Here is a 21410-nt window from a genome sequence, read left to right on the forward strand (position 1 = left end):
TGACCAAGGTAGAACACTCGCGGGAGCCCGGACGCACCGGGCTGAGAGGGAGGCTGGAGCGCCTCCGACCGTACGAACCTGATCCGGGTCATGCCGGCGAAGGGAGGGGCTGGACACCCATGCGCGTCTCGGGGAAGACCTCCGGAAGCCCGGGGAAAAGATCAGGATCCGATGTCCTCGTCATCGGGGGCGGCATCATCGGCCTGGTCACGGCGTGGCGGGCGGCCCAGCGCGGGCTGACCGTCACCGTGGCCGATCCCGATCCGGGCGGCGGCGCCGCCCGGGTCGCGGCGGGCATGCTGGCCGCCGTCACCGAACTGCACTACGGCGAGGAGACGCTGCTCGGCCTCAACCTCGCCTCCGCCGCCCGCTATCCGGAGTTCATCGCGGAGCTGGAGGCGGCGAGCGGCCGGGAGACCGGCTTCCGTACCTGCGGAACGCTCGCCGTCGCGCTGGACTCCGACGACCGGGCCCATCTGCGCCAGCTGCACGCCCTCCAGGAGCGTTCGGGCCTGGAGTCGGTCTGGCTGAGCGGCCGTGAGTGCCGCCGCCTGGAGCCGATGCTGGCGCCGGGCGTACGGGGCGGGCTGCGGGTCGACGGTGACCACCAGGTGGATCCGCGCCGGCTCGCCGCCGCGCTGCTGGCCGCCTGCGAGCGCGCCGGGGTGGTGTTCCGCCCGGCCCCCGCCGAGCGGCTCACCGTCAGCGGGGGCCGGGCGGCCGGAGCCGTGCTCGATGACGGTACGGGGATCGGGGCCGACCAGGTCGTCCTGGCGGCGGGCAGCCTCAGCGGGCGGCTCGCGGGGCTGCCGGAGGAGGTCGTGCCGCCGGTCCGTCCGGTCAAGGGCCAGGTCCTGCGGCTCACCGTGCCCCGGACGTACGCCCCCTTCCTCAGCCGGACCGTGCGCGCCGTCGTCCGGGGCGGCCACCTCTATCTCGTACCGCGCGAGAACGGCGAGCTGGTCGTCGGCGCCACCAGCGAGGAGATGGGCTGGGACACCACGGTCACCGCCGGCGGGGTCTACGAGCTGCTGCGCGACGCCCACGAACTGGTGCCCGGCATCACCGAGCTGCCGCTCACCGAGACCCGGGCCGGTCTGCGCCCCGCCTCCCCCGACAACGCCCCGCTGCTCGGCCCGACCGCCCTGCCCGGTCTCCTCCTCGCCACCGGCCACCACCGCAACGGCGTGCTGTTGACGCCCGTCACCGGCGACGCGATGGCCCACGCTCTGACCACCGGCGAGCTGCCCGAGGTGGCCCGCCCCTTCACCCCGGGCCGGTTCACGTCCGCCGGCGCCCCCCGCGTACTCCAGGAGCAGCCCGTATGAGCACTCTGAGCCCGCCCGTTTCGGTATCGGTCAACGGGGAGCCGCGCGTCCTCGACGCGGGCACCGCGCTGGACCGCCTGGTCGCCACCCTGACCACCGCGCCCTCCGGCGTCGCCGCCGCCGTCAACGAGTGCGTCGTGCCGCGCGGGCAGTGGGCCGCCACCACGCTCGGCGAGGGCGACCGCGTCGAGGTCCTGACCGCCGTGCAGGGAGGCTGACCGTGTCCGACGACGCCTTCACCCTGGGACCCGCCACCTTCGGCTCCCGGCTGATCATGGGCACCGGCGGGGCGCCGAGCCTGGAGGTGCTGGAGCGGTCGCTGATCGCCTCCGGTACGGAGCTGACCACCGTCGCCATGCGCAGGCTCGACCCGACCGTGCAGGGCTCGGTCCTCTCCGTGCTGGAGCGGCTCTCCATCCAGGTACTGCCGAACACGGCGGGCTGCTTCACCGCGGGTGAGGCGGTGCTGACCGCCCGGCTGGCCCGGGAGGCGCTCGGCACCGGCTGGGTCAAGCTGGAGGTGGTGGCTGACGAGCGGACGCTGCTGCCCGACCCGATCGAGCTGCTGGACGCGGCGGAACTCCTGGTCGACGACGGGTTCACCGTGCTGCCGTACACCAACGACGACCCGGTACTGGCCCGGAAGCTGGAGGACGTCGGGTGCGCGGCGATCATGCCGCTCGGCTCCCCCATCGGCTCCGGGCTCGGCATCCGCAACCCGCACAACTTCGAGCTGATCGTGGAGCGGGCCGGGGTGCCGGTGATCCTGGACGCGGGGGCCGGGACCGCGTCGGACGCGGCGCTGGCGATGGAGCTGGGGTGCGCGGCCGTGATGCTCGCCTCGGCGGTGACCCGGGCGCAGGAGCCGGAGCTGATGGCCGCCGCGATGCGGCACGCGGTGGACGGCGGGCGCCTGGCGTACCGGGCGGGCCGCATCCCGCGCCGGCACTTCGCCGAGGCCTCGTCGCCGGTGGACGGGCGGGCGGCGCTCGACCCGGAGCGCCCGGCGTTCTGAGGTCTCCCGCGCCCCGGACCTGGGGCGTGTCCCTGTCACGGATCGGCTGCAGAACAGCCCCGGGAATGCCCCGGCCCGTCCGGGGTGTCGGTGGCGGCTCGTAGACTCTCGGGGTGGACACGACCCTCCAGGACCCTCTCGTCGGGCAGCTGCTCGACGGCCGGTATCGCATTGAGGCGCGCATCGCCGTCGGCGGGATGGCCACGGTCTACCGGGCCGTGGACACCCGCCTGGACCGGGTACTCGCCCTCAAGGTGATGCACCCGGCGCTCGCCGTCGACGCCGCCTTCGTCGAGCGGTTCATCCGCGAGGCCAAGTCGGTGGCCCGGCTGGCCCACCCCAACGTCGTCGCGGTCTTCGACCAGGGCGCCCAGGGCGCGTACGTCTACCTCGCGATGGAGTATGTGGCGGGCTGCACCCTGCGCGACGTCCTGCGCGAGCGCGGCGCCCTCCAGCCCCGGGCCGCCCTGGACATCCTGGAGCCGGTGCTCGCCGCGCTCGGCGCCGCGCACCGGGCGGGGTTCGTGCACCGCGACATGAAGCCGGAGAACGTCCTGATAGGGGACGACGGCCGGGTCAAGGTCGCCGACTTCGGCCTGGTCAGGGCGGTCGGCACGGCCACCGACACCACCGGTTCGCTGCTGGGCACGGTGTCGTATCTGGCGCCCGAGCAGATCGAGCACGGCACCGCCGACACCCGCAGTGATGTGTACGCCTGCGGGGTCGTCCTGTACGAGATGCTGACCGGCGCCAAGCCGCACACCGGTGAGAACGCCGCCCAGGTCATCTACCAGCACCTCAACACCGACGTCCCGGCCCCGTCCGCCGTCGTGCCGGGGCTCCCCGTCGCGCTGGACAGCCTGGTGGCGAGCGCGACCGCCCGCAACCCCGAGGTGCGCCCGCACGACGCGGTCCTGCTGCTGGCCGAGGCCCGTGAGGCCCGTGCCGGGCTGACCGAGGCCGAGCTGGACGCCGTACCGCCGCAGGCGCTGTCGGACAAGCACGACGGGGCCCGGGACCGTACGAGCGTGATCCCGCGGGCCCTTCCGGTGGACGGCGACGGCGGCGCGGTGCACCGCACCAGCCGCCTGGAGATGCCGCCGCCCCTCGCCCCGCCCCGGCGCAGGGCCGCCCGGCGGGGCCCGGTCGGCGGACGGCACCGCAAGCTGATCACGATCATCACCGCCGTCCTGCTGACGCTCGGCGTCGGTGCGGGCGTCTGGTACATCAACTCGGGCCAGTTCACCCAGGTCCCCTCACTGCTCGGCCAGACCCAGAAGGTGGCGGAGCAGCGGCTCGCGGACGAGGGGCTCGGGCTGAAGGGCGTGGAGCGGGTCTTCAGCGACACCGTCGAGCGGGGCTCGGTGGTCGGCAGCGACCCCGCCTCCGGCGACCGGATCCGGGGCAACGGCTCGGTGAAGCTCGTCGTCTCGCGCGGCCCGGAGATCGTCCGGGTCCCCGATGTCGCGGGGTCCTCCCTGGCGGACGCCCGGCGCTCCCTGAAGAAGGTGGGCCTGGCCCCCGGCATGGTGGCCAAGGAGTTCAGCGAGGACGTGGCGCGCGGTGAGGTGATCCGTACGGATCCCCGCGCGGGCACCGACCGGAACCCCGACACGGCCGTGGCCCTGGTCGTCAGCAAGGGCAGTCCCGTCGACGTCCCGGACGTCACCGGCCTCTCGGTCGAGGACGCCACCGCGGAGCTGGCGGAGGAGGGGCTGAAGGTGGAGGTGCTGCCCGGCCGGGTCCACTCCTCCGAGGCCGACGGGGACATCGCGAAGCAGTCCCCCGGCGCGGGCGCCGATGCGGCGGAGGGCGACACCATCGAGCTGACCGTCTCCAAGGGCCCCCGGATGCTGGACGTCCCCGACGTCACCGGGCGGGACGTCGACGAGGCCCGGGCCACCCTGGAGGAGGCGGGCTTCGAGGTGAAGGTCGACCGGCCGTTCCTCTCCTTCGGCAACACCATCGCGAGCCAGTCCGTGGAGGGCGGCGAGCAGGCCCCCGAGGGCTCCACCATCACCATCAGGACCAAGGGGTTCTAGGACGACATGCGACAGCCGGAAGCGATCCATGCGTAACCTCGTGGGCAACCCGCGTAACCCTGTGGGCGGACATGTCCCGGTGGCCGGCGGCCTGGCCAAGGTCGGTCTGGAGTACGCCCGTGAGCTGGCGGCCGAGGCCGTGCAGGTCTTCGTCGCCAACCCGCGCGGCTGGGCGACGCCCACCGGGAACCCGGCCCAGGACGAGCTCTTCCGCGCGGAGTGCGCGGCGGCGTCGATACCGGCGTACGTCCACGCCCCGTATCTGATCAACTTCGGCTCGCACACCGAGGCCACGGTCGAGAAATCCGTGGATTCCCTGCGCCACTCGCTGCGACGGGCCCGGAAGATCGGCGCGCTGGGCGTGGTGGTGCACACCGGCTCGGCGACGGGCGGGCGGCCCCGCTCCGAGGCGCTGGCCCAGGTGCGGGAGCACATGCGGCCGCTGCTGGACGAGCTGACCCACGACGACGACCCGTACCTGTTGCTGGAGTCCACCGCGGGCCAGGGTTCCTCGCTCTGCTCCCGTACGTGGGACTTCGGGCCGTACTTCGAGGCGCTGGACTCCCACCCCAGGCTGGGCATCTGCCTGGACACCTGCCACATCTACGCGGCGGGGCACGACCTGGCCGGCCCCTCGGGGATGCGGCAGACACTCGACCTGCTGGTGGAGACGGTCGGTGAGGGGCGGCTGAAGCTGATCCATGCCAACGACTCCAAGGACGTCGTGGGCGCCCACAAGGACCGGCACGAGAACATCGGCGCCGGTCACATCGGGGCGGAGCCCTTCCGGGAGCTGTTCGCGCACCCGGCGACCGAGGGCGTACCGCTGATCATCGAGACGCCCGGCGGCAAGGAGGGGCACGCGGCGGACGTGGCCCGCCTCAAAGCCCTCCGGAAGACCCGCTAGAGCTCGGGGCCGTCCCCGGGCTCCTCCTGGTAGGAGTAGCGCTGCTCGCTCCAGGGGTCGCCGATGTTGTGGTAGCCCCGCTCCTCCCAGAATCCGCGCCGGTCGGTCGTCATGTACTCCACGCCCCGGACCCATTTCGGGCCCTTCCAGGCGTACAGGTGCGGGACGACGAGGCGGAGCGGGAAGCCGTGTTCGGCGGTGAGGAGCTCGCCGTCCTTGTGGGTGGCGAAGAGGGTGCGCTCGGAGGCGAAGTCGTCCAGGCGCAGGTTCGAGGAGAAGCCGTACTCGGCCCAGACCATCACATGGGTGACGTCGGGCGCGGGCGGTGCCAGGTCGAGCACCGTGCGGGCGAGGACTCCGCCCCATTCGGCGCCGATCATGCTGAACTTCGTCACGCAGTGCAGATCGGCGACGACCGAGGAGAACGGCAGCGCCGAGAAGTCCTGGTGGTTCCAGCAGTGCTTGTCGCCGTCGGCGGTGGCCCCGAAGACCCGGAACTCCCAGCGCTCGGGCCTGAACTTGGGAACGGGCCCGTAGTGGGTGACCGGCCACCCGCGCTGCAGTCGCTGTCCCGGCGGAAGCTCGGACTGCTCTGATTCGCGGTATTCCCGGCTTTCCGGCTGACCCATGCTTCCATGGTGACAGACAGGCAGGGGTGGTCATGACCAGGGCAGACCCCCATGGGGTCAACTCGTACTAAGCGTGCACTTACTGGACGGCCGGTGAGTGCGGTGCGAGGATGCGGCCACCTTGTCGATCACGCTTGGAAGGAGCCTCTGCGATGCAGGGCGACCCCGAGGTCCTTGAGTTCCTCAATGAACAGCTGACCGCCGAACTGACCGCCATCAACCAGTACTTCCTGCACGCGAAGATGCAGGAGAACTTCGGCTGGACCAAGCTCGCCAAGTACACCCGGGCCGAGTCCTTCGACGAGATGAAGCACGCCGAGACCCTCACGGACCGGATCCTGTTCCTGGACGGGCTGCCGAACTACCAGCGGCTCTTCCACGTCCGGGTGGGCCAGACGGTCACCGAGATGTTCCAGGCGGACCGCCAGGTCGAGGTGGAGGCGATCGACCGCCTCAAGCGCGGGATCGTGGTGATGCGCGCCAAGGGGGACATCACCTCGGCGAACATCTTCGAGTCGATCCTGGAGGACGAGGAGCACCACATCGACTACCTCGACACCCAGCTGGAGCTGGTGGAGAAGCTCGGTGAGCCGCTCTACATCGCGCAGCTGATCGAGCAGCCGGAGAGCTGAGCCGACGCGTTACGAGGAGTGGTCAGGCGGCGTCGGAGAGCTGGACGTCCCGGATCGCGGAGAGGGCGACCCCCGCTGTGACCGGCGTCCCGACCGGTGCGGTGTCCGGGTGGGTGACCGATGCCGCTGCGGGGACCGGGTGCGTGCCGGACGCCGCCACGGACTCCCGCTGCCGGCCCACGAGGTCGCGGCGCGAGCAGTCACGCCCCAGCAGGGCCTGGATCCGGCGTACACAGCCGCCGCAGTCCGTACCGGCCTTGCAGGCCGAGGCGATCTGACGCGGGGTGCAGGCCCCGGCGTCCGCGTGCTTCTTGACCTGCGCCTCGGTGATGCCGAAGCAGGAGCAGACGTACATGCGGTTCACCTCCCTGCGGGCCGGTCACTGTGCCGTCCCCGTCTTCGTCGGTGAGGCTAACCTAACCTTACCCGCCTGGCGAGGCGCGCAAAAGCCCGGAGACGGACTGTGGGGCACGGATCACATGGATCCGTGCCCCACAGGTGCGACCGACGGGAATATCCGCCGGACCGCTTACTGGTCGCGGTACATCTCGGCGACCAGGAACGCCAGGTCCAGGGACTGGCTGCGGTTGAGCCGCGGGTCGCAGGCCGTCTCGTAGCGCTGGTGCAGGTCGTCCACGAAGATCTCGTGGCCGCCGCCCACGCACTCGGTGACGTCGTCGCCGGTCAGCTCCACGTGGATGCCGCCCGGGTGGGTGCCGAGGCCCTTGTGGACCTCGAAGAAGCCCTTGACCTCGTCCAGGACGTCGTCGAAGCGGCGCGTCTTGTGGCCGGAGGCGGCCTCGAAGGTGTTGCCGTGCATCGGGTCGGTCACCCACGCCACGGTGGCGCCGGAGGCGGTGACCTTCTCGACCAGCTCGGGGAGCTTGTCGCGGACCTTGTCGGCGCCCATGCGGACGATGAAGGTCAGCCGGCCGGGCTCGCGCTCGGGGTCCAGGCGGTCTACGTAGCCGAGCGCCTCGTCGACGGTGGTCGTCGGGCCGAGCTTGATGCCGATCGGGTTGCGGACCTTGGAGGCGAACTCGATGTGCGCGCCGTCCATCTGCCGGGTGCGCTCACCGATCCAGACCATGTGGCCTGAGGTGTCGTACAGCTCGCCGGTGCGCGAGTCGGTGCGGGTCAGCGCCGTCTCGTAGTCCAGCAGCAGCGCCTCGTGCGACGCGTAGAACTCGACCGCCTTGAACTCGGCCGGGTCGGTGCCGCACGCCTTCATGAAGTTGAGCGCGTTGTCGATCTCGCGGGCCAGGGCCTCGTAGCGCTGGCCTGCGGGGGACGACTTCACGAAGTCCTGGTTCCAGGCGTGCACCTGGCGCAGGTCCGCGTAACCACCGGTGGTGAAGGCACGCACCAGGTTCAGCGTGGAGGAGGACGCGTGGTACATCTGCTTCAGCCGCGCCGGGTCCGGGATCCGGGCCTTCTCGGTGAAGGCGAAGCCGTTCACCGAGTCGCCCCGATAGGTCGGCAGGGTCACGCCGTCGCGGGTCTCGGTCGATTTGGAGCGCGGCTTGGAGTACTGGCCCGCGATCCGGCCGACCTTCACCACGGGCACGGAGGCCGCGTAGGTCAGGACGGCGCTCATCTGGAGCAGCGTCTTCAGCTTGGCCCGGATGTGCTCGGCGGACACGGCGTCGAAGGCCTCGGCGCAGTCGCCGCCCTGCAGCAGGAACGCCTCGCCCTTGGCGACGGCTCCCAGGCGGGCGCGCAGCTGGTCGCACTCGCCCGCGAAGACGAGCGGCGGATACGACGCGAGGTCCGCGAGTACATCGCGCAGGGCCTCGGAGTCGGGGTACTCGGGCTGCTGCGCCGCGGGAAGGTCTCGCCAGGTGTTGCCACCGGCGACGGAGGTATTGGCGTTCACGGTCACGCGTACAACATTACGGGGTCGCGGGGGGCGTCCATGCGAGCGCTCAATAGTTGAGACACCCGCTCCGATGCCCGGAACGTCCGCTAGGGTCGCAGCATGTCGACGCGAAAGATCCAGATCTCGATCCAGAACTGGTGGTGGACCGCTCATCCGGCGGCCCGCTGACTCATCGCGCTGACACACTTCGCGAAGGCCGCCCGAGGGGCGGCCTTATCCGCGTTTCGGAGCCGTTCCTCTCCCCCGTGAGTCCTGTACGAAGCCCTCGTACGGACCGTCCGGAAGGAACCCGTTCCCATGTCCCGTACCGCGCCCCGCACCGCCCCCGACCTCGTCCGCCGGCTGCTGGCGGAGGACGCTCCGCCCTTCGCCCTGCTGCGTCGGCGTACGCCCGGCCGTGACCACGATCACGTGGAAGTGCTGATCGGTGAGGTGCGGGAGGCGGAGCGGCTGGCCGATCTGCCGGTGGGCGCGTCGCCCGCGCTCGCCCTGGTGCCGTTCCGGCAGATCGCCGAGCGCGGCTTCGAGGTGCGGGACGACGGGACGCCGCTGAGCGTGCTGGTCGCCGACGAGACGCACGAGCTGGAGCTCGCGGATGTGCTGGCCGCGCTGCCCGCCCATGACGTGACGGTGGAGGACCGGGGCTTCGACGTGGCGGACGGGGAGTACGCGGAGATCGTGCGGCGGGTGATCCGGGACGAGATCGGGCAGGGCGAGGGCGCGAACTTCGTGATCCGGCGGACGTTCCGGGGTGAGATCCCGGAGTTCGGACGGGCCGACGCGCTGGCACTGTTCCGGCGGCTGCTGGCCGGCGAGCGGGGCGCGTACTGGACGTTCGTCGTGCACACGGGAGGCAGCGGGCCCGAAGGGCGGCGGCGGGCGACGGGTGGGCGTGTGCTGGTCGGGGCGAGCCCGGAGGTCCACGTACGGATGTCCGGCGGGACCGTCGTGATGAACCCGATCAGCGGGACCTACCGCTACCCGGCCGAGGGGCCCACCACCGAGAGCCTGCTGGCGTTCCTCGGGGACCGCAAGGAGAGCGAGGAGCTGTCCATGGTGGTCGACGAGGAGCTGAAGATGATGTGCACGGTCGGCGACATGGGCGGGGTGGTCGTCGGACCCAGGCTCAAGGAGATGGCCCACCTCGCCCACACGGAGTACGAACTGCGCGGCCGCTCCTCCCTGGACGTACGGGACGTGCTGCGCGAGACCATGTTCGCGGCCACCGTCACCGGCTCCCCGGTGCAGAACGCCTGCCGGGTGATCGAGCGGTACGAGAGGGGCGGGCGCGGCTACTACGCCGGGGCGCTGGCTCTTCTGGGCCGGGACGCCGACGGGGCGCAGACGCTGGACTCGCCGATCCTGATCCGGACCGCCGACATCGCCCCGGACGGTTCGCTGAAGGTGCCGGTCGGCGCCACGCTCGTACGCCACTCGGACCCGGAGAGCGAGGTCGCCGAGACGCATGCCAAGGCCGCCGGGGTGCTGGCGGCGCTGGGGGTGCGGCCGGGGCGGCCGGAGGCGGAGGCGGGGCGTCCGCTGCTGGCCGCCGACCCCCGGGTGCAGGCGGCACTGGACGACCGGCGGGGCGGTCTCGCCCCGTTCTGGCTGCGGATGCAGGAGCGCACCCGGGAGCTGACCGGGCACGCTCTGGTGGTGGACGGCGAGGACACGTTCACCGCGATGCTGGCCCACCTGCTGCGCTCCTCGGGGCTCGATGTGTCCGTGCGCCGGTTCGACGAGCCGGGGCTGCGTGAGGTGGTGCGGGCGCACCGGGGGCCGGTCGTGCTGGGCCCCGGCCCCGGGAATCCGGGCGATCTCACGGATCCGAAGATGCGGCTGCTGCGGGAGCTGGCGGCCGAGCTGGTGCGGCAGCACCGGTACGGGCTGCTGGGCGTCTGCCTCGGGCATGAGCTGATCGCGGCCGAGCTGGGCCTGGAGATCGTGCGCAAGGCGGTGCCGTACCAGGGGGCGCAGACCAGGATCGAGCTGTTCGGGCGGCCGGAGACGGTCGGCTTCTACAACAGCTTCACCGGGCGGTGCGACTCTCCGGCCGCCGCCGAGCTGGCCGCGCACGGGATCGAGGTGAGCCGGGACGAGGAGAGCGGCGAGCTGCACGCGCTGCGCGGGCCGGGCTTCGCCTCGGTGCAGTTCCACCCGGAGTCGGTACTGACCGTGCGGGGGACCGCGATCGTGACGGAGCTGCTGGCGGGACTGCCGGTGCTGAGCTGAGCCTTCGGGTTCACATACGCGGCACGAGCACGTTCTCGCTGGTGCGGCGGGCCAGGTAGTCGGTGACGTTCTGCACGGTCGCGTCGATGATCTGGCCCACCGCGTCCTCGGTGTAGTACGCCTGGTGCGAGGTGACGATGACGTTGGGGAAGGTGACGAGCCGGGCCAGGGTGTCGTCGTCGACGCCCTCCAGGGACTTGTCCAGGAAGAAGAGCCCGGCCTCCGCCTCGTACACGTCGAGTCCGACGCCGAGGAAGCGGCCGGCGCGCAACTCGGTGACCAGGGCGGCGGTGTCGATGAGGCCGCCGCGGCTGGAGTTGACGAGGATCGCGTCGTCCTTCATCGACTTGAGGGCGGCCTCGTTGATGATGTGCTGGGTGGCGGGGAGCAGCGGGACGTGGAGGCTGATGACGTCGGCCTCGGCGAAGAGGCGCTCCTTCTCCACGTACTCCATGCCGAGCTCCAGGCAGGCCGGGTTCTCCGCGACGTCCCAGCCGAGCAGCTTCATCCCGAAGCCGTGGGCGATCCGGGTGAACGCCTCACCGATCTTGCCGGTGCCGACCACGCCGACGGTCCGCCCGTGCATGTCGCGGCCGAGCAGCCCGTCGAGGCGGAAGTCGAAGTCGCGGGTACGGCTCGCGGCCCGGATGACGCGCCGGTTGACCGCCATGGCCAGGGTCCAGGCGAATTCGGCGACCGAGTACGGCGAGTAGTACGAGACCCGGGCGACGCGCAGGGCGAGCCGTTCGGCGACGTCCAGATCGATGTTGTTGAAGCCGGTGGAGCGCTGGGCGATCATCTGCGTGCCGCCGGTGGCGAGGGTCTGGAGCACCGGGGAGCCGAGGTCGGCGTTGACGCTGGTGGAGATGATCTCGTACCCGGCCGCGATGGGGGCGGTGTCCCGGTTCAGGAAGACGTCCAGGCAGCGGACCTCGTGCAGTCCGGCGAAGGCCTTCTCGATCAGGGGCTTCTCGTCGGACTGCACACCGAACGCCAGGATCTCCATAGCGCGAATATACGGCTCCACCGCCGGGCGCGCAGGGGCCGGACGGCCCTGCCCTCCCGGCCACAGGCCCCGGCCCCGGCCCCGGATCAGACGTCGTCGAGGCCGCGCTCGATGGCGTACCGCACGAGCTCCACCCGGTTGTGCAGCTGGAGTTTGCCGAGGGTGTTCTGCACGTGGTTCTGGACGGTGCGGTGCGAGATGACCAGGCGTTCGGCGATCTGCTTGTACGAGAGTCCCTTGGCGACCAGCCGCAGCACCTCGGTCTCCCGGTCGGTGAGCTGCGGGGCCTTGGGCTCGTTGGACGCGGCGGGTACGGGGTCGGAGGCGAGCCTGCGGTACTCGCCGAGGACCAGGCCCGCGAGGCCCGGGGTGAAGACCGGGTCGCCGTTGGCGGTGGAGCGGACGGCGTCCGTCAGCTCCTGGGTGGAGGCGGACTTCAGGAGATAGCCGGTGGCGCCGGACTTCACCGCCTCCAGGACGTCGGCGTGCTCGCCGCTCGCGGAGAGGACCAGGACGCGCAGCCCGGGGTGGGAGGGGACCAGCTCCTTGCAGACCTGGACGCCGGGCATGCCGGGGAGGTTCAGGTCGAGGACCAGGACGTCCGGGTTGGCCGCCTTGGCCCGGCGGACCGCCTGCGGGCCGTCGCCGGCGGTCGCGACGACGTCGAAGCCGGACTCGGCCAGGTCGCGGGCGACGGCGTCGCGCCACATGGGGTGGTCGTCGACCACCATGACCTTGATGCGCCGGTCCGCGGCCTCCGCGCCGTCCTGCTGCGGTGCGCCGTGCGGTGCGTCCTGCGGTACTGCGTTCTGCGTGCTCATCGGGCCGATCCTGCCTTCCCCCGGGAAACCTGTGGTTTCGGAACCTTCAACTCGACCTCGGTGCCCTGTCCCGGCACCGAGATCACCTCGGCCGTGCCGCCGAGATCGCGCAGCCGGCCGCGGATGGAGAGCGCGACCCCCATCCGCCCCTCCCCCTCCGCCTGGGCGAGGCGCCCCTCCGGGATGCCGGGGCCGTCGTCCCGGACGGTGACGATGACCTCGCCGGGCTCGTCCTCGACCAGGATCCACGCCTGCGCCCCATCCCCGGCGTGCACCCGCACATTGTCCAGGGCGGCACTGACAGCGGCGGCCAGCTCGCGGGCGGCCTCCGCCGGCAGGACCACGGGGGCACCGGGCTCCGCGAGGCTGGTGCGGGCGCCGGCGTGCGGGGCGAGCAGGGCGCGCAGGTCGCAGGTGGCCCCGCCGTCCGGGCTCTCCTCGTCCACGTCGACCGTGCGGACGACCGCGCCCTCGGCGGCGTCCTCGGAGACCCGGGTGGGCGGGACCAGGCCGCTGGAGACCAGGGTGCGCAGGGCGACCTCCTGCTCCCCGGCCATCCGGCCCAGCTCGGCCGCCTCGCCGCCGATCGCGGTGCCCCGGCGCTGCACCATGGCGAGGACCTGGAGGACGCTGTCGTGGATGTCGCGGGCCAGGCGCTCGCGTTCACGGGTCGCCGCCTCGATCTCCAGGGCGCGGGCCAGGGTGCGTTCACTGGCGCGGGCGACCTCGACGACGTACCCGATGGCGATGGAGGCGACCCAGACCAGCAGGACGTTGTGGAAGGTGTCCCGGCTGGGGTCGCCGCGCTGGACGATGTTGGCGGCGGCGACGAAGGTGGAGGCGAAGGCCGCCCACCGCCAGCCACCCTTGATGGCGAACGCGAGGACCGCTCCGGCCGTCCAGATCGAGGGCAGCGTCGGGCCGTCGAAGGTGTGGGAGTGGACGTCGGCGATCGGGGTGAGCATGATCCCGGTCAGCGCGACGACGAGGTCCGCGCCGAGGAAGCGCTTGGTGCAGCTGGCCGCCGAGCGGACCTTGGGCAGGGTGGCGAGCGTCCACACGAAGAGGAACGCGAGGTACGCGAAGGCCACCCAGGGCCGCTCGAACCTCTGCTGGCCGAAGTTGTCCTTCCCGAAGATCGCGAGCAGCACCGCGTAGACCATCGTCAGTACGCGGTAGCCCGTCAGCGCACGCCACAGCGGCTGCTCGACCGACATCCGTACGACCCGCTCACGCTTGGCCATCTGGCCCCACCCCCCGACGGTCCACGACGCCGTTACGCGCCGGACCGTTCCGTTCCGTCCTCGTCGCCGGCCGCCTGTGCCTGCTTCCGCCCACGCTTGGCCTCCTCCGCCTTCGCCTTCGCCTCGTCGGCGATCTGGCGCTTGGCGGCGGTGGCGTAGATGTCCACGTACTCCTGGCCGGAGAGCTTCATGATCTCGTACATGACCTCGTCGGTCACCGAGCGCAGGATGAAGCGGTCGCCGTCCATGCCCTGGTAGCGGCTGAAGTCCAGCGGCTTGCCGATCCGGATGCCGGGGCGCATCAGTCTGGGCATCACCTGGCCGGGCGGCTGGATCTTCTCGGTGTCGATCATCGCGACCGGGATGACGGGGGCGCCGGTGGCCAGCGCCACCCGGGCCAGGCCGCCGGGCTTGCCGCGGTAGAGGCGGCCGTCGGGCGAGCGGGTGCCCTCGGGGTAGATGCCGAAGAGGCCGCCGCTCTCGACGACCTGGATGCCCGCCTTGATCGCGGCCTCACCGGCGCCACGCGCTCCGGAGCGGTCGACGGGGAGCTGGCCGACGCCCTTGAAGAAGGCGGCGGTGAGCTTGCCCTTCACCCCGGGGGCCGTGAAGTACTCGGCCTTGGCGATGAACGTGACCTTGCGGTCCAGGACAGCGGGGAGGAAGAACGAGTCCGAGAAGGAGAGATGGTTGCTCGCGAGGATCGCCGGCCCCCGCTCGGGGATGTTCTCCAGGCCCTCCGCCCACGGCCGGAAGGCGAGCTTCAAGGACCCGCCGATGGAGAACTTCATTGCGCCGTAGATCAACTGTGGTGCCTCCTGTGTGCTGTCGGTTGAGACCCTAACCCGGGGCCCCGGAGGGGCGGTGACGGCCCTGGTCGGTGTCGGTCCGGTCGCGTACGGTGAAGTCATCCGTCAAGCACGCCCCGGTGCGCGCCCCGCCCCCGCCTCACCTCACGAACAGGAGACCCCGGTGCCGGTCCTCCCTGGAGCCGAGCCGTTCCGCCACGAGGGCGGAGAGGTCGGCGTCCTCCTCTGTCATGGCTTCACCGGCTCGCCGCAGTCGCTGCGTCCCTGGGCCGATCACCTCGCCGAGCGCGGGCTCACCGTCTCCCTGCCGCTGCTGCCCGGCCACGGCACCCGCTGGGAGGACATGGCGGTCACCGGCTGGCAGGACTGGTACGCGGAGGTGGACCGCGAGCTGCGGGTGCTGCGCGAGAAGTGCGAGCAGGTCTTCGTCTTCGGCCTCTCCATGGGAGGTGCGCTGAGCCTGCGGCTCGCGGCCAAGCACGGGGACGCGATCAGCGGTCTGGTGCTGGTCAATCCGGCCAACAAGGTGCACGGCCTCTCGGCGTACGCGCTGCCCGTCGCCCGCCACCTGGTGCGGACGACGAAGGGCGTGGCCGACGACATCGCGCTCCCGGGCTCGCACGAGGTCGGCTACACCAAGGTGCCGCTGCACGCCGCCCACTCGGTTCGGAAGTTCTTCCGGCTGGTCGACGGCGAGCTGCCGCAGGTGACCCAGCCGGTGGTGCTGCTGCACAGCCCGCAGGACCATGTCGTACCGCCCGCGGACAGCGCGCGAATCCTGAGCCGGATCTCCTCCACGGACGTCGAGGAGATCCTGTTGGAACAGAGCTACCACGTGGCGACGTTGGACCATGATGCGGAGCGGATCTTCGATGAGAGCTACCGGTTCATCGGCCGTCTCGCACCGAGCGTCGGGATGAAGGGGAGCACGTCCGGTGGCTGAGCACGACGCGGAACGCACGGGCAGCGACGAGGAGCGCGAACCGCGCCCCACGGAGAGCGCGGCCGTCCCGGAGGGGGCGAAGTCCGCCGTTCCGGAGGGCGCGGAGGGAGCGGAGGGCACGGGGCCCGAGAAGGGGGCGGACGAGGAGCGGGCGATCGACGAGGACGCGGCCTGGGCCGCGATCGTCGCGGGGTACGGGGAGGAACCGCCGGACCCCCCGGGCGCCAAGCCCTTCAAGTCGATCGAGGACCTCGCCCTGCTGGAGGACGACCAGCGCAACGTGCTGGGGCCGGACAACGGCCGGGCCGGTGACCCGGCGGACAAGGGGTCGGGCAAGACGCCCCCGAAGACGCCGGAGAAGAAGCCGCTCGGCAGTTCCGTCGTCTTCGCGCCCGGCGTGGCCGGTCCCCGCGACTACGAGCTGCCCGAGTCCAAGGACGACGGCATCGACGTGCCGGACGACGGCGATGAGGGCCACTTCGTGCCCCCGGAGCCGCCGCCGCTGCCGGAGGCCGACACCACGGCGAAGTTCGCCTGGCTCGCGGTGATCGGCGGGCCGGTCCTGATGTTGCTGGCGGTGCTGCTGCAGTGGCACATGACGTGGTGGCTCACCACGCTCTGCGTCGGCGGCTTCCTGGGCGGCTTCGTCACCCTGGTGGCCCGGATGCCGCACGACGACGATGACGACACCTACGGCGACCCGGGGCGCGGCGCGGTCGTGTGACGGATCAGCCGGCTGCGGCCGGGACTCTGAGGGCGGCCAGGACCGGCAGATGGTCCGTGGCCGCCCTCAGGTCCGTTCCGCTCACGCCGGGGAGCCCGTCCGGGACGCCGCAGCCGAGCACCTCGATGCCCGGGGTCGCGAAGACCGCGTCGATGCGCTTGCGCGGGTCGTCGGGGGTGAAGGTGAGCTCGCCGCCCCAGGGGGCGACGGCCCGGCAGTCCTGAAGGTGCCCGGCCAGGTGTGCGAACGCCTTCCCGGTCGGTACGTCGTTGAGGTCGCCGCCCGCCACGGCGTGGTCCACACCCATGGAAGCGAGCCGTTCCAGCAGCAGGCCGGCCTGGGTGAGGCGCTCCTCGCGCTGAAGGCTCAGATGGCAGCTCAGCACACCGAGCCGCACCCCGCCGATCCTGACGACGGCGGTGGCGAAGCCCCTGCGGTGCAGGCCCGGCGTGAGCGGCAGCAGAACGTCCTCGGTGCTCTCGACGGCCGCCCGCAACGAGCACAGCAGCAGCGGTCCGGCGGCAGTGGCACCCCCGCCGAGGACCACGAGGCCGCTGCTCTTGGCCAGCCTCGCGGCCGCCTTGCGCCAGCGGAAGAAGCGCGGCGCCTCCTGGACGAGGACGAGGTCGGGGGCGCAGGCGCGGATGACCCGGGCCAGGGCCGCGGCGTCGTCGTGCATGGAGCGGACGTTGTAGCTCAGCACCCGGATCACGGCTGAACCGTCCGGCTCGGTACGGGAGTCGGGCAGCGGCGTCAGGACCATGCGGGCCACGATACGACGGACGCCCGCCGCCGCCCCGGAAGGCGGCGACGGGCGCCTGGTGCGTCGTACGAGCCGGGTGACCGGGGGGTGTCCGGCGGATCAGGGCCGGACACCCCCTAGCCCTGGCGGGCCAGGTCGGCCGCGCCCACGAGCCCTGCCTTGCCGCCGAGTTGGGCGGCGAGCACCTGGGCGTGCGGGCGCCACTGGCCGCCGATCAGCCAGCGCCGGAACGACTTGCGGATCGGGTCGAGGACGAGCTCGCCCTCGTCCGAGACGCCGCCGCCGACGATGAACGCGGACGGGTCGAACAGCGAGGCGAGGTCGGCCAGTCCGGCGCCGGCCCAGCGGGCCAGCTCGCGGAACGAGTCGACCGCGACCGGGTCGCCCTGGCGGGCGGCCTCGCTGATGTGCTTGCCCTCGATACCGTCGATCGTGCCGTCGCCGAGGCCCAGCAGTATGGCGGCGTTCTCGGGGGTGGCGTTGGCGCGCTGCTTCGCGTACCGGACCAGGGCGCGGCCGGAGGCGTACTGCTCCCAGCAGCCCTGGCTGCCGCAGCCGCAGAGCAGACCGTCCGGGACGACCCGGATGTGGCCGAACTCGGCGGCCACGCCGAAGCGTCCGCGGCGCAGCTTGTTGCCGATGATGATGCCGCCGCCGAGGCCGGTGCCGAGCGTGATGCAGATGACGTCGTCGTGGCCTTGGCCGGCCCCGAAGCGGTACTCGCCCCAGGCGGCCGCGTTGGCGTCGTTCTCGACGACGACGGGCAGGCCGACACGCTGCTCGACCTTGTCCTTGAGCGGCTCGTGGCGCCAGTTGATGTTGGGCGCGAACAGCACGGTGGCGCGCTTGTCGTCGACGTAGCCGGCGGCGCCGATGCCGACGGCCTCCACCTCGTGGCCCTCGCTCGCGCCGGCCACCGCCGCGCAGATCGCGTCGACGATGCCTTCGGCCGTCGGGGGCGTCGCCACCTTGAACGTCGAGAGGATCCGGCCCTCTTCGTCGACCACTCCAGCCGCGATCTTCGTGCCGCCGATATCGACGCCGATGGTGAGTCCCATGAATCCCTCAGTTTCGGTCGAGCCCCGCTAGGGCCAACCGTACCCGAGGCAGCGCTCGGGCCCGGCCGGGACCGGTCGGTCCCGGCCGATGTGGAGCGGGCTGCCGGGTGGTGCGCCCGGTCAGTCCAGGTCGATGCGTTCGGTGCCGGAGGGGCCTTCGCCGCGGCCTTCGTCGCGGGGGTCGGACGGGTCGTCGGCGGCCTTGTCCGCGGGGGCGGCCTTGGCAGGGTCGGCCGCCGTGCGGGTCCAGCGGCTCTCCTGGCCCTCCACCGCCGAGCGGTAGGCGGCGAGCAGTTCGTTGCCCGCTGCGGCGAGGTGGTCGAAGACCTGCGGGTTGCGCTCGATGACCGGTTCGACGGCGGACTTCGCCTGCCGGATGGCCTGCTGGACCGCGCCCTGGGCGGCGACACCGAGCAGCGGCGACTGGAGCGAGGAGACCTTGTCGGCGACCGCGTCGACCAGCTTGCGCAGTTCCTCGGCGGCGGAGCCGGGCTGCGGGCCGTACTGGGCGCGACGGCGGGCCTTCTCCGCCGCGAGGTCCTCGGCGCAGGCGTCGGCCCACGCGTCGCCGTCGACGGGACGATCGGTGGCTTCACTCATGGCGGACTCCTGCGACGCGGGTGCCGACCGCCGACGGGCGGCCGGCAGGGCTCGTGACTCGTACTACCGACGTTACCCGAATGGCCGCGGACCGTTCAGGAAGCGGGACGTACGCGGACGCGGGGTCACGGGGTGCGCGGCCAGAACGCCGGGTCGGGCGTGAAACGGACCCGCAGGACGCCGTCCGTCAGAGCCGCGCCCGAGACCGTGCAGCGGCGCAGGGCCGAGGCGACCCGGACGATGCGGTGGAACGGGCCCACGGTCAGGAGCAGTTCCTCGCCCCGGCGGACCAGGCGCAGGTCCTCCTTCGTCGCGCCGGGCAGCGGCAGGCACCAGGCCAGCACGGACGGGCGGCCCCCCTCACCCGGCTCCTCCTCGATCCACCACGGGTCGTCCACCCGGCCCGGTCCCCGCTCGTCCGGCGCGGGGACGGTGAGCGCGGCCAGGTCGTCGGCGGTCCGGGGGGCGCGGCCCAGGTGCGGGGCCTCGTGGACCGGGACGTGCGGGGCCCACTCCTCGTGCCAGTGGCCCAGGCACTTCTCCTGCTGGGCGGCGAGATCGGCGAACCAGGGGTCGGAGGAGTGGCGGGGCAGGACCCGGGAGGCCACCAGCAGGTCGGCACGGAGCCCGTACAGGGCGAGGCCGGTGCGGGCGGTGCGCAGGGCGTCCTCGGCGGCGGGCCCGGGCTCGGCCACCAGGCGGAGCGTGGTGGCGCCGTCCTCGAGCAGGGCCTGGACGGCCGCGAGCTCCTCGTCCTTGCGGGAAGCGGCCTCGTACAGCCACTGCGCGGGCATCGGGACCCCGGCGAGCTGGGCGAGGACCGGGCGCAGGGCGCGGGCGGCCTGGCGTTCGGCGGGCAGCAGGCGGCGCAGATAGCGGCGGAGCTGCTCGGGGAGTGCCAGCAGGGCGAGGGCCTGGTCAAGCGGCGGGAGGTCGACCACGAGGGTGTCGTAGCCGCCGGTGGACCAGTCGCCGGCGGCCGCCCGGTGCAGGGTGTGCAGGAGGGCGAGCTGCGGGGAACCGGGGAGTTCGGTGAGCTCCTCGCCGTCCAGGCGCCCGGCCCCGACCAGGTCCAGCACGCCGGAGGCGCGCTCCTGGAGCTCGGTGAGTTCGGCGCGGAAGTGGGTGCCGGAGTCGATCCGGGCGTGGTCGAGGCGGTCGGTGACCGCGGTTGGCCCCGTGCCGGCGGGGAAGCCGGGTATGGACTCGGCGGAGACCAGGAGGGTGCGGCGGCCGCCCGCGGCGGCGGCCAGGGCGGTCGTCGCGGCGAGGGTGGTACGGCCCGCGCCGCCGGGGCCGGTGACCAGGACCGTACGCATCGCTCTCAGCCCTGCGGCATGGACTCGACGCGCTTCTTCAGACCGGCGAGCGCGCGGTCGATGATGACCTTCTCGGCCTTGCGCTTGATCATGCCCAGGAGCGGGATCTTGACGTCGACGGCGAGCCGGTAGGTGACCTCGGTGCGCACTCCGCCGGCCATCGGCGCGAGGGCGTACGTGCCGTCCAGCGAGCGCAGCATCTGGGACTTGACCAGGGTCCAGCTGACTTCCTTGTCGCCCAGCCAGGTGTACTTGAGGACGTGGTCGTCCTTGATGGCTCCGGCGTCCAGGACGAGGCGGACCTGCTCGGCGCGGCCCTGGTCGTCCGTGGCCAGGACCTCTGCCTCCTTCACCTCGCCGGTCCACTCGGGGTAGCGGGCGAAGTCGGCGATCACGCTCATGACGTCGGCCGGTGCCGCCTCGATCGTGATGCTCGAGCTGGTGTGTTCAGCCATCGCCGTGGCCCTCCAGTGCGGTGTAACCGGTCGCGTTCGGCAGGAGCCTGCCGCTGTGCAGGCTATCGCGTGCCCGCCGCGCTCCGGTCCACGGCCCGGGCGCTTCCGGTCACCAGGTCAGCGCCCAGGGCGTCCCGGTGGAGGCGAAGTGCCCGACGTTGACGCACTCGGTGTCGCCTATCCGCATCCGGCGGACCAACGGCTGGTGAACATGGCCGAAAAGCGCGTACCGGGGACGGGTGACGCGGATGGCCTCCAGCAGGGCGGTGCTGCCGCGTTCGAAGCGGCGGGCGACGGTGTCGTACGTCAGCTCGGGGACGTCGGGCGGGATGTGCGAGCAGAGCACGTCGACCGGGCCGAGCGCCTCGACCTTGGCGGCGTACTCCTCGTCGCTGATCTCGTACGGAGTGTTCATCGGGGTCCTGAGGCCGCCGCCGACGAAGCCGAAGACCCGGCCGCCGATCTCCACCCGCTCGCCGTCCAGCACGGTGGTGCCGGGGAGGGCGTACTCGGGCCACAGGCGGGGGACGTCCACGTTGCCGTAGGTGGCGTACGTCGGGGTGGGGAAGGCGGCGAAGAGTTCGGCGTACTGCCTGCGTACCGCGCCGATGATCTCGGTGTTGCGGTCGCGGCCCGCCCACAGCTCACGGCCGAAGGCGCGGGCCTCCTCGTAGCGGCGGGCGGTGCGCAGCGCGACGATGCGGGTGGCGTTCTCCCTGCCGAACAGATCGGGGAAGATGCCGCGCGAGTGGTCGGCGTAGTCGAGGAAGAGCACCAGGTCACCGAGGCAGATGAGGGCGTCGGCGCCGTCCCCGGCGCGGGCCAGGGCCTCGGTGTTGCCGTGCACGTCGCTGACCACGTGGATCCGGGTGGAGCGCCGTGCGCCCGGCGCGGTCCCGTCCGCTTCGCTGCCTCGCATGCGGATCACCCTAAAGCGCCCGTCCACGCGCGGGTAGACCGGCCGGACCTGCGGTTACTTTCGAGTCGTCACGCCGGTGGACTAC

The 21410-nt window shown here is 72.2% G+C and carries 23 protein-coding genes and 1 riboswitch; of the genes, 10 read left to right on the top strand and 13 right to left on the bottom strand.

Translation table 11 applies throughout. The features are described from left to right. The first annotated feature begins 9 nt into the window (after positions 1–9). Positions 10–122, top strand: a riboswitch (TPP riboswitch). From thiO to AMK21_RS21870, 5 genes are all read left to right on the top strand, one after another. Beyond that, positions 120–1328, top strand: coding sequence for a glycine oxidase ThiO (gene thiO, locus AMK21_RS21850; protein ID WP_073880470.1), 1209 nt, complete (start codon positions 120–122; stop codon positions 1326–1328). (Overlaps the previous riboswitch by 3 nt.) Beyond that, positions 1325–1546: a sulfur carrier protein ThiS gene (thiS, locus tag AMK21_RS21855; protein ID WP_018511972.1), complete on the top strand. Its 222-nt coding sequence runs from the start codon at positions 1325–1327 to the stop codon at positions 1544–1546. The genes thiO and thiS overlap by 4 nt, the downstream gene beginning before the upstream one ends. A 56-nt stretch (positions 1547–1602) precedes the next feature. Further along, the gene (locus tag AMK21_RS21860) at positions 1603–2343 is read left to right on the top strand and encodes a thiazole synthase (RefSeq protein ID WP_251052721.1); all 741 of its coding nucleotides are present in this window, start codon (positions 1603–1605) and stop codon (positions 2341–2343) included. Positions 2344–2456: 113 nt separating this feature from the next. Then, complete coding sequence (gene pknB / locus AMK21_RS21865; protein WP_073880474.1) at positions 2457–4385, top strand: Stk1 family PASTA domain-containing Ser/Thr kinase; 1929 nt, start codon at positions 2457–2459, stop codon at positions 4383–4385. Positions 4386–4413: 28 nt separating this feature from the next. After that, positions 4414–5292, top strand: a complete 879-nt coding sequence (locus AMK21_RS21870) for a deoxyribonuclease IV (protein ID WP_073880476.1) — start codon at positions 4414–4416, stop codon at positions 5290–5292. Here the strand turns inward: AMK21_RS21870 and AMK21_RS21875 are convergent. Then, positions 5289–5921 (bottom strand): sulfite oxidase-like oxidoreductase, encoded by a 633-nt coding sequence (locus AMK21_RS21875; RefSeq protein WP_073880478.1) that lies wholly within the window; start codon positions 5919–5921, stop codon positions 5289–5291. The two genes, AMK21_RS21870 and AMK21_RS21875, sit on opposite strands and share 4 nt — an antisense overlap. Positions 5922–6073: 152 nt before the next feature. Here AMK21_RS21875 and bfr point away from each other — a divergent pair, with 152 nt between their 5' ends. Continuing rightward, entirely contained in the window at positions 6074–6553 is a 480-nt protein-coding gene (gene bfr / locus AMK21_RS21880; protein WP_073880480.1) for a bacterioferritin, read from the top strand. 22 nt (positions 6554–6575) lie between these two features. Here the strand turns inward: bfr and AMK21_RS21885 are convergent, their stop codons facing one another. Together AMK21_RS21885 and AMK21_RS21890 are read right to left on the bottom strand one after the other, a co-directional pair. Further along, entirely contained in the window at positions 6576–6908 is a 333-nt protein-coding gene (locus tag AMK21_RS21885; protein WP_073880482.1) for a (2Fe-2S)-binding protein, read from the bottom strand. Positions 6909–7082: 174 nt separating this feature from the next. Beyond that, positions 7083–8429, bottom strand: coding sequence for a class II 3-deoxy-7-phosphoheptulonate synthase (locus tag AMK21_RS21890; RefSeq protein WP_073880605.1), 1347 nt, complete (start codon positions 8427–8429; stop codon positions 7083–7085). 102 nt (positions 8430–8531) lie between these two features. On the opposite strand from AMK21_RS21890, the gene AMK21_RS37145 reads away from it, so the two are divergent. Then, positions 8532–8600: a trp operon leader peptide gene (locus AMK21_RS37145; protein WP_107429963.1), complete on the top strand. Its 69-nt coding sequence runs from the start codon at positions 8532–8534 to the stop codon at positions 8598–8600. A 129-nt stretch (positions 8601–8729) separates the two neighbouring features. After that, positions 8730–10664, top strand: a complete 1935-nt coding sequence (locus AMK21_RS21895) for an anthranilate synthase family protein (RefSeq protein ID WP_073880484.1) — start codon at positions 8730–8732, stop codon at positions 10662–10664. 10 nt (positions 10665–10674) lie between these two features. Here the strand turns inward: AMK21_RS21895 and AMK21_RS21900 are convergent, their stop codons facing one another. The 4 genes from AMK21_RS21900 to AMK21_RS21915 form a co-directional block, all read right to left on the bottom strand. Then, positions 10675–11670, bottom strand: a complete 996-nt coding sequence (locus AMK21_RS21900; protein WP_073880486.1) for a 2-hydroxyacid dehydrogenase — start codon at positions 11668–11670, stop codon at positions 10675–10677. A gap of 86 nt (positions 11671–11756) precedes the next feature. Continuing rightward, positions 11757–12401: a response regulator gene (locus tag AMK21_RS21905; protein ID WP_051883954.1), complete on the bottom strand. Its 645-nt coding sequence runs from the start codon at positions 12399–12401 to the stop codon at positions 11757–11759. A gap of 86 nt (positions 12402–12487) precedes the next feature. Beyond that, entirely contained in the window at positions 12488–13735 is a 1248-nt protein-coding gene (macS, locus tag AMK21_RS21910; protein WP_073880488.1) for a MacS family sensor histidine kinase, read from the bottom strand. Positions 13736–13767: 32 nt separating this feature from the next. After that, positions 13768–14541 carry a lysophospholipid acyltransferase family protein gene (locus AMK21_RS21915; RefSeq protein ID WP_073880490.1) on the bottom strand — a complete coding sequence of 258 codons (774 nt, stop codon included), beginning with the start codon at positions 14539–14541 and terminating at the stop codon, positions 13768–13770. A gap of 166 nt (positions 14542–14707) precedes the next feature. Here AMK21_RS21915 and AMK21_RS21920 point away from each other — a divergent pair, with 166 nt between their 5' ends. After that, a complete protein-coding gene (locus AMK21_RS21920) occupies positions 14708–15487 on the top strand; it encodes an alpha/beta hydrolase (protein WP_073880607.1) in 780 nt (259 codons plus the stop codon). Next, positions 15480–16211 (top strand): hypothetical protein, encoded by a 732-nt coding sequence (locus tag AMK21_RS21925; RefSeq protein ID WP_073880492.1) that lies wholly within the window; start codon positions 15480–15482, stop codon positions 16209–16211. Before AMK21_RS21920 ends, AMK21_RS21925 begins: the two co-directional genes overlap by 8 nt. A 4-nt stretch (positions 16212–16215) precedes the next feature. On the opposite strand, the gene AMK21_RS21930 is transcribed toward AMK21_RS21925, so the two are convergent. From AMK21_RS21930 to AMK21_RS21955, 6 genes are all read right to left on the bottom strand, one after another. Beyond that, a complete protein-coding gene (locus AMK21_RS21930) occupies positions 16216–16974 on the bottom strand; it encodes an endonuclease/exonuclease/phosphatase family protein (protein WP_073880494.1) in 759 nt (252 codons plus the stop codon). 116 nt (positions 16975–17090) lie between these two features. Then, positions 17091–18032 carry an ROK family glucokinase gene (locus AMK21_RS21935; RefSeq protein ID WP_073880496.1) on the bottom strand — a complete coding sequence of 314 codons (942 nt, stop codon included), beginning with the start codon at positions 18030–18032 and terminating at the stop codon, positions 17091–17093. A 120-nt stretch (positions 18033–18152) separates the two neighbouring features. Then, complete coding sequence (locus AMK21_RS21940; RefSeq protein ID WP_073880498.1) at positions 18153–18632, bottom strand: DUF5304 domain-containing protein; 480 nt, start codon at positions 18630–18632, stop codon at positions 18153–18155. 125 nt (positions 18633–18757) lie between these two features. Next, positions 18758–19951, bottom strand: coding sequence for an ArsA-related P-loop ATPase (locus tag AMK21_RS21945; protein ID WP_073880500.1), 1194 nt, complete (start codon positions 19949–19951; stop codon positions 18758–18760). Positions 19952–19956: 5 nt separating this feature from the next. Continuing rightward, a complete protein-coding gene (locus AMK21_RS21950; protein ID WP_073880502.1) occupies positions 19957–20406 on the bottom strand; it encodes an SRPBCC family protein in 450 nt (149 codons plus the stop codon). 109 nt (positions 20407–20515) lie between these two features. After that, complete coding sequence (locus AMK21_RS21955) at positions 20516–21325, bottom strand: metallophosphoesterase family protein (RefSeq protein WP_073880504.1); 810 nt, start codon at positions 21323–21325, stop codon at positions 20516–20518. Positions 21326–21410 lie beyond the last annotated feature (85 nt).

It is taken from the genome of Streptomyces sp. CB00316 (genome assembly GCF_001905595.1).
Lineage (GTDB): Bacteria > Actinomycetota > Actinomycetes > Streptomycetales > Streptomycetaceae > Streptomyces.

Coding starts and splice junctions, on each gene's coding strand:
- thiO (WP_073880470.1), top strand. CDS start 120: ATGCGCGTCTCGGGGAAGACCTCCGGAAGCCCGGGGAAAAGATCAGGA.
- thiS (WP_018511972.1), top strand. CDS start 1,325: ATGAGCACTCTGAGCCCGCCCGTTTCGGTATCGGTCAACGGGGAGCCG.
- AMK21_RS21860 (WP_251052721.1), top strand. CDS start 1,603: ATGGGCACCGGCGGGGCGCCGAGCCTGGAGGTGCTGGAGCGGTCGCTG.
- AMK21_RS21870 (WP_073880476.1), top strand. CDS start 4,414: ATGCGTAACCTCGTGGGCAACCCGCGTAACCCTGTGGGCGGACATGTC.
- AMK21_RS21875 (WP_073880478.1), bottom strand. CDS start 5,921: ATGGGTCAGCCGGAAAGCCGGGAATACCGCGAATCAGAGCAGTCCGAG.
- bfr (WP_073880480.1), top strand. CDS start 6,074: ATGCAGGGCGACCCCGAGGTCCTTGAGTTCCTCAATGAACAGCTGACC.
- AMK21_RS21885 (WP_073880482.1), bottom strand. CDS start 6,908: ATGTACGTCTGCTCCTGCTTCGGCATCACCGAGGCGCAGGTCAAGAAG.
- AMK21_RS21895 (WP_073880484.1), top strand. CDS start 8,730: ATGTCCCGTACCGCGCCCCGCACCGCCCCCGACCTCGTCCGCCGGCTG.
- AMK21_RS21900 (WP_073880486.1), bottom strand. CDS start 11,670: ATGGAGATCCTGGCGTTCGGTGTGCAGTCCGACGAGAAGCCCCTGATC.
- AMK21_RS21905 (WP_051883954.1), bottom strand. CDS start 12,401: ATGGTGGTCGACGACCACCCCATGTGGCGCGACGCCGTCGCCCGCGAC.
- macS (WP_073880488.1), bottom strand. CDS start 13,735: ATGGCCAAGCGTGAGCGGGTCGTACGGATGTCGGTCGAGCAGCCGCTG.
- AMK21_RS21930 (WP_073880494.1), bottom strand. CDS start 16,974: ATGGTCCTGACGCCGCTGCCCGACTCCCGTACCGAGCCGGACGGTTCA.
- AMK21_RS21935 (WP_073880496.1), bottom strand. CDS start 18,032: ATGGGACTCACCATCGGCGTCGATATCGGCGGCACGAAGATCGCGGCT.
- AMK21_RS21940 (WP_073880498.1), bottom strand. CDS start 18,632: ATGAGTGAAGCCACCGATCGTCCCGTCGACGGCGACGCGTGGGCCGAC.
- AMK21_RS21945 (WP_073880500.1), bottom strand. CDS start 19,951: ATGCGTACGGTCCTGGTCACCGGCCCCGGCGGCGCGGGCCGTACCACC.
- AMK21_RS21950 (WP_073880502.1), bottom strand. CDS start 20,406: ATGGCTGAACACACCAGCTCGAGCATCACGATCGAGGCGGCACCGGCC.
- AMK21_RS21955 (WP_073880504.1), bottom strand. CDS start 21,325: ATGCGAGGCAGCGAAGCGGACGGGACCGCGCCGGGCGCACGGCGCTCC.